A 16,012-nucleotide genomic window follows, 5' to 3' on the forward strand; every position below is an offset into this window, starting at 1 on the left:
GGCCGGCTCCAAGCGTCGCCGGCCTGGGCCCGTTTGGTTACTAGCCAGTATTGCGCATACCGGCGGCGATGCCGGCCATGGTGACCTTCAAAGCCTGGGCCACAGTTTCCGGCACCTGCTGACCACGCTCTTCGCAGTCCCGATCCCGGCGCAGCAATTCCGCCTGCATGTAGTGCAAAGGATCGGTGTAGGGGTTACGCACTCGCATGGAGTGGGCAAACACCGGCTCGCTGGCCAGCAGCTCGTCCTCCTCCTTCAGCGCTTTGACCAGCGCGATGCAGCCATCCAGCCGCTGCTGCAAGTCCTCGCCGAGGGGGCGCAGGCGGTCCTCCACCAGGGTTTTCTGGTAGTAGTCGGCGATGCGCAGATCGGCCTTGGCCAGGACCATCTCCAGCATGTCGACGTAGGTCCGGAAGAACGGCCAGCGCGCCATCATTTCCCGCAGCACCGGCAATCGTCCCGACGACTCAGCGGCGGCCAGGGCGACATCGCTGCCGAGCCAGCTGGGCAGCATCAGGCGCATCTGGGTCCAGGCGAAAATCCAGGGTATCGCCCTCAGGCTCTCAACCCCGCCGGTGGCCTTGCGTCGGGCCGGACGGCTGCCCAGAGCCAGTTTGCCCAGCGCCTGTTCCGGAGTGGCCTGCCGGAAATAGGGTACAAAATCCGGATTCTCACGCACCACCGCCCGGTAGGCAGCCAGAGAGCGCTCGGTCAACCAGTCCATGGTGTCCCGCCATTCCGGCTCCGGCGCCGGCGGCGGCGCCAGAGTTGCCTCAACTACCGCCGTGGTATACAGCGTCAGACTCTGCTCCGCCAATCGTGGCAAACCAAATTTGAAGCGGATCATCTCACCCTGTTCAGTAATCCGGAAACTGCCGTTGACCGAGCCTGGCGGCTGGGACAGGATCGCCCGGTTGGCCGGACCACCACCCCGCCCGACCGTGCCGCCGCGGCCATGGAACAGGGTCAGGTGAACGCCGAAACGGCCGGCAACCTCGGTGAGTTTTTCCTGGGCCTGGTACTGGGCCCAGGCCGCCATCATCTGGCCCGCGTCCTTGGAGGAATCGGAGTAACCAATCATCACTTCCTGACGGCCCTGGCAGTATTCCCGGTACCAGTCGATGTCGAACAACGCCGCCATGCTGTCAGGAGCGCCACTGAGATCCGCCAGGGTCTCGAACAACGGCACCACCCGCATCGGGTGCTGCATGCCAGCCTCCCGCAGCAGCAGGATCACATTGAGTACGTCCGAAGGCTTGCTGGCCATGGAGATGACGTAGGAACCCAGTCCCTGGGGTGTCTGGGCCGCCACCACTTCACAGGTGGCCAGCACTTCCCGCACCGGCTCCGAAGGCTGCCAGTGACGCGGGGTCAGTGGCCGGCGGCCCTGCAATTCCTTCACCAGGAACGCCTGGCGCTCCTCCTCCGACCACGACAGGTAGTCTCCCAGGCCAACATACTCCACCAGTTCCGCGACCGCCTCGGCGTGCCGCGTCGCCTCCTGGCGGATATCCAGGCGCACCAGCGGCAGCCCCAGCGAGTGGGCACGACGCAGAGTGTCCAGTAATGGCCCCTTGGCGATGCTTTCCAGGCCGGAATCCACCAGTGAGCGATAGCACAGTTCCAGCGGATCGGTCAGGTCACGGTTCTCGAACAGGATGTCACTGGCGTCCGCCGGCTCGCCCTTGATGCGGGCCTCCGCCCAGTCCCGGGTTTTTACCAGCCGCTCGCGCAACTGTCCCAGCACTTCCCGGTAGGGTTCGCGACTGTCGCCAACGCTGGCCCGCAATTCGTCACTGGCCTGCCACATCGACAGCTCCGCCCGCAGCGCCTTGATGTCCCGCAGGTAAAGATCCGCGGCCATCCAGCGTCCCAGCAGGAACACCTGTTGGGTGACCTGATGGGTGACGTTGGGGTTGCCATCCCGGTCGCCGCCCATCCACGACGCAATCCGGATCGGCGCCGCATCCACCGGCAGGCCAAGTCCGGTTGCCTGTTGCAGGGCCTGGTCCAGACCTCTGAGGAACCTGGGCAAAGCCTGCCACAGGCTGTTCTCGATGACGGCAAAGCCCCACTTGGCCTCATCCACCGCGGTTGGCCGTTCATGGCGGATCTCGTCGGTGTGCCAGGCCTCGGTGATCAGTTGTTGCAACCGATCCGTGAGCTCTTCACGCTCCGCCGGCAGCAGGTCGTCATGGTCCAGACCCGCCAGGCACTCGGACATCTCGTCGTATTTCTGGATCAGGGTACGGCGTGCGACTTCCGTCGGGTGTGCGGTCAGCACAAACTCGATGCGCAGGTCCGCCACCTTGCGGTGCAACTCGTCAGCACTGACACCGCCGTCCATCAGCCGCTGGAACACTTCCTCCAGCGATTCCACCATCAGGTCTGACTGATGCCCGCGTTTGCGACGGATGCCGTGGTACTGTTCCGCCAGGTTGGCCAGGTTGAGGAACTGGTTGAACGCACGGGTGACCGGCAATAGCTGATCATCCTCCAGGTTGCTCAACAGCTGCAGCAGCCGCTGCCCGGAGCCACTTTCCTGGCGACGGTCCGCTTTCGCGGCCGCACGGATTTCCTCGATCAGCTGGAAGGTCTGTTCCCCGGGGTGCCGGCGAATGCTGTCTCCCAGCAATTCTCCGAGCAGGCGAACGTTGTCTCTGAGGTCGGGATGTAGCTCTGTCACATCGGCATCCTTTTGAATTGACTAAGGCCAAAGGTTGTATCGATACTAATAAAGACTTTGGAGCCTGAGAACAACCGCCGAATGCACCACACACTTGATCAACGCGATCGGGCCGTGGTCACCCAGCCGGTTCGGGCTCCCCGACGCCTGTGCCGCAAGGAGTTATCCATGAAAGTAACCGAACTGCCCCAGCACTGGGAATCCGAGAAGGACCCGGTGGAGCGCAATCACGACTACAACCTGCGTCTGCCACTGGAGGATGCGGCCCGCATTGCCGCCCTGGCCGAGTTGTACCCGGACCGCAGCGAAACCGATATCCTCAATGACATGGTGTCCGCCGCCCTTGACGACCTGGTGCGTCAGAGCCCGTTGAAGGACAAGCTGGCGGACAAGAGCAAGTAAGCGCAATGAAGGTAAGACGGCGTGAACCGAGCGGTCACGCCAGCCTGGCGGGCAGGACGCCCGCCGGAGCAAGAAAATCGCTGAACTGAACGGGGCACAAGCGGCCCCAGGCACAGGCCGGCTGGATCAGGCCACGGAGTCCAGCTGCCGGGCCTTGAGCGACTGGATATGCTTCTGGCTCAGACTGATGAAGCGGGGTGTCAGGCCCTGATCCTCATAGATCTCAAACCCATCCTCGTCGATCGCCACAACCTTGTTGCCCTGAACGTAGGGGAAACTGGTTTCCAGCTCATCCAGCGACGCGGAGATCAGGTCCCGCAACAGGTCCTGGGGGGATTTCATCGGATACAGCGCGGCCAGTTTTTCCAGCCGCTGATGGTGCTGATCGGACAGTGCCAGGAAGTAGCCATCCCGGGTCAACCGACCCCGTGCATGCTTATCCCAGTATTTGACCAGATCTTTGATCTTCATAGTGCTGCAACTCCTGCTGTGCTTGGCCCGGATGACAGACACCCTTCCCCGCCGGGACGGTGCATCCGTTTCCCCAAAGTTTAGACGATGCCCCAACACGGGGCGCGCCAAATTGGTAACGGATTGTACCTATCGCCCGGCACTGGCGCCCGCACTGGCACCGATCACTGGGACTGCTTTTCCACGCCCTTGACCGACTGCCACAGCGCATCCAGTGCTTCCAGGGATTCCGCGTCCATGTCGCGCCCCTGTTCCGCCAACCGCTCCTCAATCGCCCGGAACCGGCATTCGAACTTGCGGTTGGTTCGCTTCAGGGCCTGCTCAGGGGTTACCTTCAGGAAACGTGCCAGGTTCACACAGACAAACAGCAAGTCGCCCAGCTCGTCTTCCACCGCGTCAACGTCGCCTGTGCCCGACTGGGCCGCCTCCCAGGCTTCCTTGAGTTCGTCAATCTCCTCGTGGAGCTTGTCGAACACCGGCCCGATGGTGGGCCAGTCGAAGCCATGCCGGGACGCCCGACGTTGCAGCTTGTCTGCCCGGGCCATGGCCGGCAGGGTACGGGCAATGCCGTCCAGACGGCTGGCGGGCGGTGAATCCGCATCCGGCTCCGACGCCTGGGCTCGCTCTTCCGCCTTGATCCGCTCCCAGCTGGCCTTGATCTCATCGTCGGTCGGACGATTGTCCGGGTCCACTTCACTGCTCAGCTCGCCATCCGGAAACACATGGGGATGACGCCGCACCAGCTTTTGCACCAGACGATCCACCACCGAGTCAAACTGGAAATGGCCTTGCTCGGCCCCCAGCTGGCTGTAGAAAATCACCTGGAACAGCAGGTCACCCAGCTCATCCTCCAGGTGCGGCCAGTCTTCCCGCTCAATGGCGTCAGCGACTTCGTAAGCCTCTTCCAGAGTGTGAGGGACGATGCTGGCGAAGGTCTGCTTGAGATCCCAGGGGCAGCCGGTGTCGGGTTTGCGCAGCCGCGCCATCAGGTACTTGAGATCGTCGAGGGTGTAACTCATTTGCGCTTCCGCCTGACATCCACGATGTTGGACAGGTTCCGGATCTGCGCCAGCAACCGGGCCAACTGCTCCAGGCTGCTGATTTCCACCGTCACCGTCATGGTGGCAGTATTGTCGTCCGGATTGGTGATGGTATTGAGGGCCAGCACGTTGCTGCGGGAAGCCGTCAGCACCTGGGTAATGTCGCGCAGCAGGCCAGCACGGTCGTAGGCCTCGATTTCGATATCCACCGGGTAGACCGATTCCTGTTTACCGCCCCAGCTCACTTCAATGATGCGGTTGGGTTCCAGTTCCCGCAGGTTCAGGAAGGTGATGCAGTCCTGACGGTGCACCGTGACCCCACGACCGACGGTAATGTACCCCCCAATGGGATCGCCCGGCAGCGGCTTGCAGCATTTGGCCACCTGGGTCTTGAGCTTGCCAACACCCTGGATCTGGATATCCGACTCGGTGTCGTAGGTTTTCTTGCGATCCCGCACCAATTTGAGATCGAGCTGACGATCCCGGGGTTCGAGCATCTGTTGCGCCACATTGGCAACGTGGGTCGGTCGCAGATCACCGGCACCCACGGCGGCGTACATATCCTCGGCGGAATGGTAGTTGACCTTGGCCGCCAGCTCAGAGAGATCGAGCTCGTGGATCGACAGACGCTTGAATTCGTCCTCCAGGATCGCCCGGCCGTCAGCGACGTTGCGATCATGGTCCTGCAGCTTGAACCAGTGGGTAACCTTGGCCCGGGCCCGGGATGTCTGAATGTAGCCCAGGCTGGGATTGAGCCAGTCACGGCTTGGTGCCGGATTGTTGGAGGTGAGGATAAACACCTGCTCACCGGTCTTCAGCGGGTAGGTCAACGGCACAATGCGGCCATTCACTCGCGCACCACGACAGGCATGGCCCACCTCGGTGTGGACACGGTAGGCAAAATCCACCGGTGTCGCGCCCTGAGGCAGATCCACCACATGCCCCTCAGGGGTAAAGACATAGACCCGATCCGATGACACATCGGTCTTGAGGTGATCCGCCAGGCCGGAGAGATCGCCCAGATCCTCCTGCCAGTCCAGCACCTGTCGCAGCCAGTTGATCTTGGCGTCATAGCCACTGGATTTGTTGCCCTGGTCCATGCCCTTGTAGAGCCAATGGGCACACACCCCGAGTTCCGCTTCTTCGTGCATCTTGTGGGTGCGAATCTGCACTTCCATCACCTTGCCCTCGGGGCCCACCACCGCGGTATGCAGGGACTGGTAGCCGTTTTCCTTGGGATTGGCGATGTAATCGTCGAATTCGTTGGGAATATGGCGCCACAGGCTGTGGACGATGCCCAGGGCGGCGTAGCAGTCACGCACCTCCGGCACCAGTATGCGCACGGCGCGAACGTCATAGACCTGGGAAAAGTCGATGCCCTTGCGGCGCATCTTCCGCCAGATGCTGTAGATGTGCTTGGCCCGTCCGGTGAGTTCACCCTCGATACCGGCGTCCTGCAGTTCGTCTTCCAGCGTTTTCAACACCCGCCCGATGTAACTGTCCCGGGCCAAGCGTTTTTCATCCAGCAGCTTGGCAATCTTCTTGTAGGCGGACTCATGGAGGTAACGGAACGACAGGTCCTCCAGCTCCCACTTGATGTGGCCGATGCCCAGACGGTGAGCCAGCGGGGCGTAGATATCGAACACTTCACGGGCCACCCGCATGCGCTTCTCGGCCGGCGCATCCTTTACCGCCCGAATGGCACAGGTCCGCTCCGCCAGTTTGATCAGCGCCACCCGGACGTCGTCGATCATGGTGACCAGCATCTTGCGGACATTGTCCAGCTGGCCCTGACTCTGCCCCAGCACGTTGCCCTTGAGCGGATGATGAATAGCGGAGATCGCCGCCATCTGCTGGACACCGTCAATGAGGTTGGCCACCTCATCGCCGAAATCCGCGCGAATGGCCTCCAGCCCGACCTTTTCCTCACGGACGGCCCGATAGAGGATGGCCGCCACCAGGCTGGCCTGATCCAGATGCAGTTCCACCAGCACCTGGGCCATCTCACAACCAGTCTTGAAGCTGCTGGCACCGGGCGCCCAGAGACGATCATCCTGGACCGCCTGCAGGTCGATTTCCGCGGCCGTACGGCAGGCGCGGCGAAACTGCTCAACGTCCTGCAGGTGGGTCTGGGCTTCAATGTGATGAATCCAGCGGTCGAGATCCAGCTGGCCATCGGGATTGACTACAACGTCTTCGCGAACTTTTACCATGCCGTTTTTGTTATCCCCGTTCCTTGTGCCGACCATCCCTGGCCGGACTGTCTGCCCCTATCCCCGTGACCCCTTGCTGTCACGCTCGAACAGGGCAATCGATTCCACATGGGTGGTGTGAGGGAACATGTCCATCACCCCGGCCCGCACCAGTCGGTAGCCATTGCGCACCATCACGCCGGCGTCCCGCGCCAGCGTTGCAGGGTTGCAGGAGACGTAGACAATGCGGTTGGCGCCGAAGGCGGTCAGGTACTCACACACTTCCTCCGCCCCGGAGCGGGGGGGATCAATCAGAATCTTGTCGAACCCTTCCGCCGCCCAGGCCTCAGCGGTGAAATCACCTTGCAGGTTGGCTCCGTAGAAGCGGACATTATCGATGCCATTGCGTTCGGCATTTTCCCGCCCCCGAACTACCATGGCGTCATCACCTTCAACCCCAACGACCTCACCAGCCCGACGGGCGATGGGCAGAGTGAAGTTGCCAAGCCCGCAGAACAGGTCCAGAACCCGCTCACCCGGCTGAATGTCCAGCCAGTCCACTGCCCGTTCTACCATTTGCTGGTTAATACCCGCATTGACCTGGGTAAAGTCCATCGGATGAAAGGTCATCGTCAGGTCGAACGCGTCCAGTCGGTAATGCAGCCGTTCTTCCCCGCCTTCCGGCCAGATCCGGTGGACCGTGTCCGGTCCCTTGGGCTGGAGGTAGATATGCAAGCCCTGGGCCTGGCCAAACTCAATCAGCCGCGCACGGTCTTCGTTATTCAACGGATCAAGATTACGGAATACCAGGGCCGCTTCATCATCGCCGCAGGCCACTTCCACCTGGGCGATTCGCTGGTACGCATCGAGGCTGTGGATCAAGGTCCGCAGGCCAGTGATCTGCTCACCAATCCGTGGGTCGAGCACCGCACAGTGGTCGATGTCCGCCAAGAAACTGGTGCGCTTTTCGCGGAACCCGACCAGCACCGACTCCCGCTTATGGACGTATTTGACGCCAAGACGCGCCTTGCGGCGATAGCCCCGGTCCACCGAACGCAAGGGTTCAATCCACTGCTCCGGCTCGATGCCCCCAAAGTGGGCAAAATGCTCCCGCAGCGTGCCTTCCTTAAAGGCAATCTGGGCGTCGCCGCTCATGTGCTGCAGGCTGCAGCCACCACAAAGGTCGGCGAAATCGCAAGGCGGCGTGGCGCGATCGGCCACAGCCTCTAATACTTCCACGGTACGGAGTTCATCAAATTTGCTGCGGGTGCTGACCATCTTGGCCATCACCGACTCGCCCGGCAGCGCGCCGTCGACGAACTGGATCTTGCCATCGAGGTGGGCGATGCCACGACCATCGTGACTGAGTTTCTCTACATCACACCGAAGTGGCTCGGTGGGCAGGGCCTTCCTGCGTCTTCTGCTCATACTGCATTAACTCTGACTGAATATGGACGGCGGCTCCACCGGGCTGGAGGCCGGTGGATTCCACCCTGGCCGCGCCGGCAACAACCGGCCTGCGGCGACGGAGAGGGATGAATCCGGTGACTGGAAATCAGGCTCCGGGGAACACCCCGGTCGACAGGTAACGATCACCCCGGTCACAGATAATGGCCACGATCACCGCATTTTCAACCTGGGCCGACAGCTGAAGCGCCCCGGCAATGGCACCGCCGGAGGACACACCGCAGAAGATGCCTTCCTCGCGGGCGAGAGCCCGCATGGTGTCCTCGGCCTCCTGCTGACCAATGTCCAGCACCTGATCCACCCTAGTGGCATCGAAGATAGACGGCAAATAGGCTTCCGGCCACCGGCGGATTCCGGGAATCGAGGCGCCTTCGCGCGGCTGAAGGCCAACGATTTCCACGTCCGGGTTACGTTCCTTGAGGTAGCGGGAGACACCCATGATGGTACCCGTGGTCCCCATGGAGCTGATGAAGTGCGTGACCCGACCGGCCGTCTGCTCCCAGATTTCCGGCCCGGTGGTGCGGTAATGGGCCAGCGGGTTGTCCTGGTTGCCAAACTGGTCCAGCACCAGTCCCTGACCTTCCTGCTGCATGCGATGGGCCAGGTCGCGGGCCCCTTCCATGCCCTCTTCCCGGCTGACGGTGATGATTTCCGCGCCATAGGCCCGCATGGAGGCCCGCCGCTCCTCGCTCATGTTCGCCGGCATGATCAACACCATGCGGTACCCCTTGATGGCAGCGGCCATCGCCAGGGCTATGCCGGTATTGCCACTGGTTGCCTCAATCAGGGTGTCACCCGGCCGGATATCACCACGACGTTCGGCCTCCTGGATCATGCTCAGGGCGGGACGATCCTTGACCGAGCCGGCAGGATTGTTGCCTTCCAGTTTTGCCAGCACCACGTTGCTGGTCTCGCCAGGCAGCCGCTGTAGCCGCACCAGGGGTGTGTGGCCGACATAGTCTTCAATGGTGGGGAAATGCATGATCAACGTCTCTCCTGTCACCCTGGGGCGTGCCCCGCCTGGCCGACGGGCTGTGTTACACTGTCTGGCACTTGGCGCGGCAGCACCGGCACGCATTGGGTTCGACATCATACGCGTTCCGGCCTCCGGCGCCCAATACAGGTTGTAGCTATTACCATGACGAACGGCTATAACCGGGTGAGGATCACACCCTGGCTCAACGCGTTAGGCTAACCTCTGTTTGATCAGAACAGGGGTGGCTCTACAGGAGTCATCAGGGCAAGAGTCACTTGCGCAAAGGGACCCTTGGGACAGGACGGTCAATTACTTCGGAATCAGGGCATGCGTCGCTGGGGCATCCGCAAAAAAGTACTGGTGGTGACGCTGGTTCCCACCCTTCTCACCACTCTGATGCTGGGTCTGTTTTTCTCCCTGAGCTGGGTCAAGAACATCGAACAGCTGCTCCAGGACCGGGGGGATTCCCTCTCCCGGCAGCTGGCCGCAGGCTCAGAGTACGGCATGTTCACCGCCAACCGAAGCCTGCTGAGCAGCCTGTCCAACGCGCTACTGGAAGAGCAGGACGTACGCTCCATTACCTTCTACGACGCCAGTCGTCAGCGTCTGCTTCACACCGGCCCGGGCTACCGCGAACCGATCGACAGCTCCGCCCTGACCCAGTCCAACGCACTGCGCCACCAGCGCCGCAACAGCACACTGTTCATCACTCCGGTGTTCCTCCAGGACCTGATGATCGAGAACATGCTGGAGCTGGAACCGATTCCCGGCAATCCCCGCAGCAGCGACCCCATTGGCTGGGTGGCGGTCGAGATGTCCCACATCCGTACCGAGAAGGAAACCTACAAGGCCCTGCTGATCTCGCTGCTGCTGGTGCTTGCCGGAGTGGCGGCCAGCCTGCTGATTGCGGTGCGTCTGAGTCGCGCCTTTACCCACCCGATCTTTGAGCTCAACGAAGCCGTGGCCCGCCTCAAGGAGGGCAAGCTCGATACCCGGGTCTACACCGAAGCGGGACCGGAATTCGAGCAGCTGGAATCGGGCCTGAATGCCATGGCCGCCGAACTCAGCAAGGCCCAGGCGGAGATGCAGCAGAACATCGACCAGGCCACCGAAGATCTGCGGGAAACCCTGGAAACCATCGAGATCCAGAACATTGAACTGGACCTGGCCCGCAAGGAGGCGCTGGAAGCGAGCCGTATCAAGTCGGAATTCCTGGCCAACATGTCCCACGAAATCCGTACCCCGCTGAACGGCATCATCGGCTTCACCGAACTGCTGCTCAAGGGCCCCATGCCCAAGCAGCAGCGGGACCACCTCAACACCATTCGCAAGTCGTCCGAGATTCTGCTCACCATCATCAATGACATCCTCGACTTCTCCAAGATCGAAGCAGGCAAGCTGATCCTGGACCGGGTGCCGTTCCAGCTCCGGGATATCGTGGAAGAGGTGATGGTGATGCTGGCGCCGGCCGCCCACGGCAAGAACCTGGACCTGGTGCCGCTGGTTTATGCCGACGTGCCGGACAACCTGATGGGAGACCCTTTGCGGGTGAAACAGGTGATCACCAATCTGGTGAACAACGCCATTAAGTTCACCCAGACCGGCGAAGTGGTGCTGCGGGCCAGCCTGGAAGACGAAGACCCGGAAAATCACCGGGTCACCTTACGATTGAGCATCAGCGATTCCGGGGTTGGTCTGTCCCGGGCGCAACAGCAATCCTTGTTCAACGCCTTCAATCAGGCCGACGCCTCTACCGCCCGGCAGTACGGCGGCACCGGTCTGGGGCTGGCAATCTCCAAGCGGCTGGTGGAGGAGATGGGCGGCAACATCGGCCTTGAAAGCGAACTGGGCAAAGGCTCCACTTTCTGGTTCACCCTCTCCACCGACCTCTCCGCCACCGTCGGCTCCGCCCCTCCCCGGGATGCTCTGGGAGGCGAACGACTGATTTATCTGGAGCACCAGAAAACCTCTGGCCTGGCGGTGGAACACCTGTTGCGGGACTGGGGGCTGGAGGTGGACCGCGCCGGTTCTCCGACGGAGTTGCGGGAGAAAATCGCCGAGGCGCAGCAGAAACAGGCTGGTTATGCTCTCGCCATGGTGGGTATTACCCGCCACCTGCTGCATTCCAGTCAATACTGCAGTCTGATCCGGGATCTGGAGCTGGAACGGGATTGCCGCACCCTGTTACTGACCCCAACCCTGGAAACCCAGGACGACCCGTTGTCCAAACTGGCCAGCGGTCACCTGACCAAGCCGGTCTGCCGCGATACCCTTTATGATGAGCTGCTCCTGCTGATCCACGGCATCGAGAACACCAAGGCGAAGCCAGCCGTCAAGAGCGGGCCGGTACTGCTTGAGCACGACAACACGCCACGGGTACTGGCGGTGGACGACAATGAAGCCAACCTGAAGCTGGTGTTGACGCTGCTGCGGGACCAGAACATTGAAGCCGAAGGCGCAGCCAGTGGCTTTGAGGCGCTGAGCAAGGCACGCCAAGGCCGTTTCGATCTGGTATTCATGGACCTGCAGATGCCTGGAATGGATGGCGTTGAAACCACCGAACGGCTGCGATCCCTGGACAGCAAAGGCAAACGACTGCCCATCATTGCCCTCACCGCCCATGCCCTGGCGGACGAGCAGGCCCGCCTGGTGGCTCAGGGGTTTGATGGCTACATCGCCAAGCCCATCAGCAGCCGCCAACTGATGGAAACAATCCGCGATTACACCGGTTTCCAGAGCCAAAACCTTCCAGATCACCAGAACGTAGCGGAAGTCAGGGATACACGACGGGGCATTCGCCCCTCAACCCGCAAGAAACAGCAGGACTGCGTCAGTGTCGAGGAAAGTATTCAGCTGGCGGCTGGCAAGACAGACCTTGCGGAGGAGCTGTTCAGCATGCTGCTGGAGCAGCTCCAGGGGGATCGTCAGCGCATCCGTGAGCTGTGGCAACAGCAGCAGCTGGACGAACTGCTGGAATGTGTCCACAAGCTCCATGGCGCCGCCCGCTACTGTGGCGTGCCGGAACTGCGGGCGATGGCGGAACAGCTGGAAACCGGCCTGAAACGACAATCCCCGGAGCTGGAATCACTGACCGAACAGATGCTGGCGGCGATGGAGCGGCTGGAAATCTGGAGTGATCAGACCGACTGGCAGTCCCAGTTCCGGGCCTTCGACACCGAAGCAACCGCCCACCCGGAAACCTGATACCACCGCAGCGCCGAAATTGCAGCTTTCAGAGCGGCCCTGAGATCCTCTGAGGCGGCCTAGAGCTGACGAGCGCGATCCAGAATCGCCCGCATTTCCTTGACCGCGTTCTTGAGACCGGTGAACACCGCGCGGGCGATGATGCTGTGACCAATGTTGAGCTCGTTGATGCCGTCAATCGCCGCTACCGCTTCGGTATTGTGGTAATGGAGACCGTGGCCGGCATTGACGATCAACCCCCGCTGGCGGGCGTGGGCAACCGCAGCCTGCAACACCCCCAAGGTTGCGGCCACCGCCTCGGGCGTTTCAGCTTCCGCGTACTCCCCGGTGTGCAGCTCGATCACCGGCGCGCCACAGCGCACAGCGGCGTCAATCTGCTCCGGATCGGGGTCGATAAACAGCGACACTTCGGCGCCAATGGCCGCCAGCCGCTCACAGGCTTTGGCAACCCGAGCCTCCTGCCCGACCACATCGAGCCCACCCTCAGTGGTCAACTCCTCACGCTTCTCTGGTACCAGGCAGACACAGTGAGGGCGCACCTGTTCGGCAAAGGCCAGCATGGCGTCCGTGACGGCCATTTCCAGGTTCATCTTGCTGTTGAGCGTTTCCCGCAACAACAGTACGTCCCGATCCTGAATGTGGCGACGGTCTTCCCGCGGATGGATGGTAATACCATCGGCCCCCGCCTCCTCAGCCAGCAGCGCGGCCTGGACCGGGTCCGGATAACGGGTGCCACGGGCCTGACGCAGGGTCGCCACATGGTCAACATTGACCCCCAGCAGCACTCTCTTGGGTAACGGATTCGAACTCATCGGGCTCTCCTCAGCCTTTGTGGAACAGGGACCGGCTATGCAGGGGCCGTCCCTGCAACAGATGATCGACCAGAACGCGCATGACCCGCTTGGCCAATCGGCGCGTATCTGCAGACCCATAGTCACCGGCGGCCAGCCCCAACAGGGTATCACCGGCAAGAGACTGCAACCGGGTCTCCGGGGTTGGGTGAGCCAGGATACCCTGGCCAGGATCATAGCAATAGTGTCCCCGGGGCTCGACTTCCCGCCCCAGATCGGTCACCCAGCCCCAGTCAAAGCCGTAGCCCAGGGCCTGGGCAAATGCTATCTCAAAACGTCGCAGTACCGGCTCCACATCGGTGGTATCGGCCAGCGCATGCAGGCTGTCGATGTAGCAGGCAAACAGTTCGGGGAGTGGATCGCCTTCCGGCACCAGACGTTGCAGCAGTTCGTTGAGGTACAGTCCACTGTAGAGTGCAACGGTTCCTTTCGGCGCGGGGCCATCACGGACCTCCAGTTGCACCAGGGTCTTCAGATCGCTGCGGCCCTGCCAGTCCAGCAACAGAGGCAGAAAGGGCTGCAACTGGGCCTTGAGCGGACTGCGGGCGCTGTTGGCGCCCCGGGCAACCAGGCCCAAACGGCCATGGTTGAGGGTGAGCACATCGACCAGCAGACTGGTTTCTCGGTAGGGTCGGCGATGCAGCACATAGCCTGGCTCGCCTTGTACGGGAGCGGCCATGGCTGCCTCAGAGGTCGTTCATTCCCAGGCTCTTCAGAGCCCGGTCGCTGTCCGACCAGCCCCGCTTGACCTTGACCCACAGGCGCAGCATCACCTTGGAATCGAACAGCCGCTCCATATCCTGGCGAGCCTCCTTGCCAATCTGGCGCAACCGCTCACCCTTGTCGCCGATCACGATCTTCTTCTGGCCCTGCCGTTCCACCAGAATCAGGGCAGAGATGTGCAAAGTCTTGCCATCCTGACGGAATTCCTCGATTTCGACGGCAGCGGAATAGGGCAATTCGGCGCCCAGCTGACGGGTGATCTTCTCCCGCACCATTTCAGAGGCCAGGAAGCGTTGGCTGCGGTCAGTGATCTGGTCGTCCGGGTAAAAGTGGACACTCTCTGGCAGGAACCGGCCGACGGCCTCTTCCAATGGCGCCAGGTTCTGGCCCCGGAGCGCCGACAGGGGAATGATTTCTGCGAACTCCCGCTTCGCAGCCAGCATCTCCAGATGCGGCAGCAGGGTTTCGCGACGCTCGGTCTTGTCGACCTTGTTCACCACAAGAATCACCGGGCAGGTCAGCCGCTCCAGCTTGTCCAGGACCATCTGGTCGGCACTGGTCCAGTGTGCCTGATCAACCACGAATACCACCACATCGACATCAATCAACGCCGAACTGGCGGCCTTGTTCATGTATTTGTTGATGGCGCGCGGCTCATCTTCGTGCATGCCCGGAGTATCCACATAGATCGCCTGCACCGGGCCCTCGGTTTTGATCCCCAGCACCTGGTGACGGGTCGTCTGGGGCTTACGCGAGGTAATGCTGAGCTTCTGGCCGAGAATGTGGTTGAGCAGGGTCGACTTGCCCACATTGGGGCGGCCCACGATGGCGACAAAGCCACAGCGGCTGTCCGGATTTTCAGGGCGGGTGGGGTCCATCATCATTCCTCACTCTCCACGCCCAGCGCCTTGAGTGCACTGCGGGCAGCCTGCTGTTCCGCCAGTCGGCGACTGCTGCCGACACCCGTGGTTTTGCGGTCCAGCGACGGCAACGCACAGGAGACATGAAAGGTCTGGGCGTGGGCTTCGCCATCCACCGAAATCACCTCGTACTGGGGCAAGGGGTATTGCCGCGACTGCAGGAATTCCTGCAGTCGGGTCTTGGGATCTTTCTGGGTGTCCTGCAGGTTGAGGTTTTCCAACCGCTGCCGAAACCAGATCAGCACCTGCTCCCGGCAGGTATCGAAATCGCTGTCGAGGTAGATGGCGCCAATGATGGACTCCACCGTATCCGCCAGGATCGAGTCCCGTCGAAAACCACCACTTTTGAGCTCACCGGACCCCAGACGCAGATACCGGCCAAGATCAAACTCGCGGCCAATCTCGGCCAGGGTGACGCCCTTGACCATACGGGCCCGCAAGCGACTGAGCTGGCCCTCACGGGCTTTTTCGAAGTTCAGGAACAGGTGCTCCGCGATCACCATGTTCACGATGGAGTCGCCAAGGAATTCCAGGCGTTCGTTGTTCTGGTTACCGTAGCTCCGGTGGGTCAGAGCCAGCAGCAGGTACTCAGGCTGCTTGAACTGGTAACCAAGGCGGCGTTGCAGCCTGTCTAGATCGGGTTGGGAACTCACTGGCCCCTCATCTCATACTCATGGTTAAAGCTGACGACGGCGTCGATGTCGCTGATGATTGATGTGCGCATCTCATACGCCACCGTAATCATGACCACCTCGCCGTCCTTCTCGATGTTGATATTGTCAGAATCAAAATCTCGAACGTTATTCACCAGAAGACGTTTATCAATCAGGGATCGCACCGCAACAGGAGACATATCAGACAGCCCGTCCGTGCCATCAAGACTCTCAATGGCCTCCTGGATGGTGATGTCATCCAGATAGATCGGCCCCAGCTTGAGCGCCAAAGTCAACAACCCGCCAAAGAACAGCACCATGGTCAACATGGTCAACGTCGAGGCACCACGCTGGAGCTCCAGCGCCTTCTGGCCACACTTCATCATCGCTTGCATACCTGTCATATCAGTTGTTCATCCCTTGGCGC

At 61.4% G+C, this 16,012-nt stretch carries 13 protein-coding genes; 2 read left to right on the forward strand and 11 right to left on the reverse strand.

All coding sequences use genetic code 11. From position 1 onward, the window contains the following. Nucleotides 1-40 precede the first annotated feature (40 nt). Entirely contained in the window at nt 41-2,686 is a 2,646-nt protein-coding gene (gene ppc, locus J2887_RS15830) for a phosphoenolpyruvate carboxylase (protein WP_227172063.1), read from the reverse strand. Between the two features lie 168 nt (nt 2,687-2,854). Between ppc and J2887_RS15835 the strand changes: the two genes are divergently transcribed. Then, nucleotides 2,855-3,088, forward strand: a complete 234-nt coding sequence (locus tag J2887_RS15835; protein ID WP_227172064.1) for a hypothetical protein — start codon at nt 2,855-2,857, stop codon at nt 3,086-3,088. Nucleotides 3,089-3,214: 126 nt separating this feature from the next. Here the strand turns inward: J2887_RS15835 and J2887_RS15840 are convergent, their stop codons facing one another. From J2887_RS15840 to cysM, 5 genes are all read right to left on the reverse strand, one after another. After that, on the reverse strand, nt 3,215-3,559 hold the full coding sequence (locus J2887_RS15840) for a pilin assembly protein (protein ID WP_227172065.1): 345 nt from the start codon (nt 3,557-3,559) through the stop codon (nt 3,215-3,217). A 164-nt stretch (nt 3,560-3,723) separates the two neighbouring features. Then, nucleotides 3,724-4,578, reverse strand: a complete 855-nt coding sequence (gene mazG / locus J2887_RS15845; protein WP_227172066.1) for a nucleoside triphosphate pyrophosphohydrolase — start codon at nt 4,576-4,578, stop codon at nt 3,724-3,726. Then, nucleotides 4,575-6,812, reverse strand: coding sequence for a GTP diphosphokinase (gene relA / locus J2887_RS15850; protein ID WP_227172067.1), 2,238 nt, complete (start codon nt 6,810-6,812; stop codon nt 4,575-4,577). The genes mazG and relA overlap by 4 nt, the downstream gene beginning before the upstream one ends. Nucleotides 6,813-6,869: 57 nt before the next feature. Then, nucleotides 6,870-8,219 (reverse strand): 23S rRNA (uracil(1939)-C(5))-methyltransferase RlmD, encoded by a 1,350-nt coding sequence (rlmD, locus tag J2887_RS15855; RefSeq protein ID WP_227172068.1) that lies wholly within the window; start codon nt 8,217-8,219, stop codon nt 6,870-6,872. Nucleotides 8,220-8,346: 127 nt separating this feature from the next. Then, the gene (cysM, locus tag J2887_RS15860) at nt 8,347-9,240 is read right to left on the reverse strand and encodes a cysteine synthase CysM (protein ID WP_227172069.1); all 894 of its coding nucleotides are present in this window, start codon (nt 9,238-9,240) and stop codon (nt 8,347-8,349) included. A 321-nt stretch (nt 9,241-9,561) separates the two neighbouring features. Here cysM and J2887_RS15865 point away from each other — a divergent pair, with 321 nt between their 5' ends. Then, complete coding sequence (locus J2887_RS15865) at nt 9,562-12,438, forward strand: ATP-binding protein (protein WP_227172070.1); 2,877 nt, start codon at nt 9,562-9,564, stop codon at nt 12,436-12,438. A 59-nt stretch (nt 12,439-12,497) separates the two neighbouring features. Here J2887_RS15865 and pdxJ read toward each other — a convergent pair whose 3' ends face one another. From pdxJ to J2887_RS15890, 5 genes are read right to left on the reverse strand one after another with little or no spacing between them, the layout of a single operon-like run. Then, nucleotides 12,498-13,250, reverse strand: coding sequence for a pyridoxine 5'-phosphate synthase (gene pdxJ / locus J2887_RS15870; RefSeq protein WP_227172071.1), 753 nt, complete (start codon nt 13,248-13,250; stop codon nt 12,498-12,500). Nucleotides 13,251-13,260: 10 nt separating this feature from the next. Beyond that, entirely contained in the window at nt 13,261-13,968 is a 708-nt protein-coding gene (gene recO / locus J2887_RS15875; RefSeq protein ID WP_227172072.1) for a DNA repair protein RecO, read from the reverse strand. Between the two features lie 7 nt (nt 13,969-13,975). Further along, entirely contained in the window at nt 13,976-14,893 is a 918-nt protein-coding gene (era, locus tag J2887_RS15880; RefSeq protein WP_227176151.1) for a GTPase Era, read from the reverse strand. After that, nucleotides 14,893-15,585, reverse strand: a complete 693-nt coding sequence (gene rnc, locus J2887_RS15885) for a ribonuclease III (protein ID WP_227172073.1) — start codon at nt 15,583-15,585, stop codon at nt 14,893-14,895. Before rnc ends, era begins: the two co-directional genes overlap by 1 nt. Further along, nucleotides 15,582-15,989 carry a DUF4845 domain-containing protein gene (locus tag J2887_RS15890; RefSeq protein ID WP_227172074.1) on the reverse strand — a complete coding sequence of 136 codons (408 nt, stop codon included), beginning with the start codon at nt 15,987-15,989 and terminating at the stop codon, nt 15,582-15,584. Before J2887_RS15890 ends, rnc begins: the two co-directional genes overlap by 4 nt. Between the last annotated feature and the right edge of the window lie 23 nt (nt 15,990-16,012).

Source organism: Marinobacter sp. CA1, assembly GCF_020546665.1.
Lineage (GTDB): Bacteria > Pseudomonadota > Gammaproteobacteria > Pseudomonadales > Oleiphilaceae > Marinobacter > Marinobacter xestospongiae.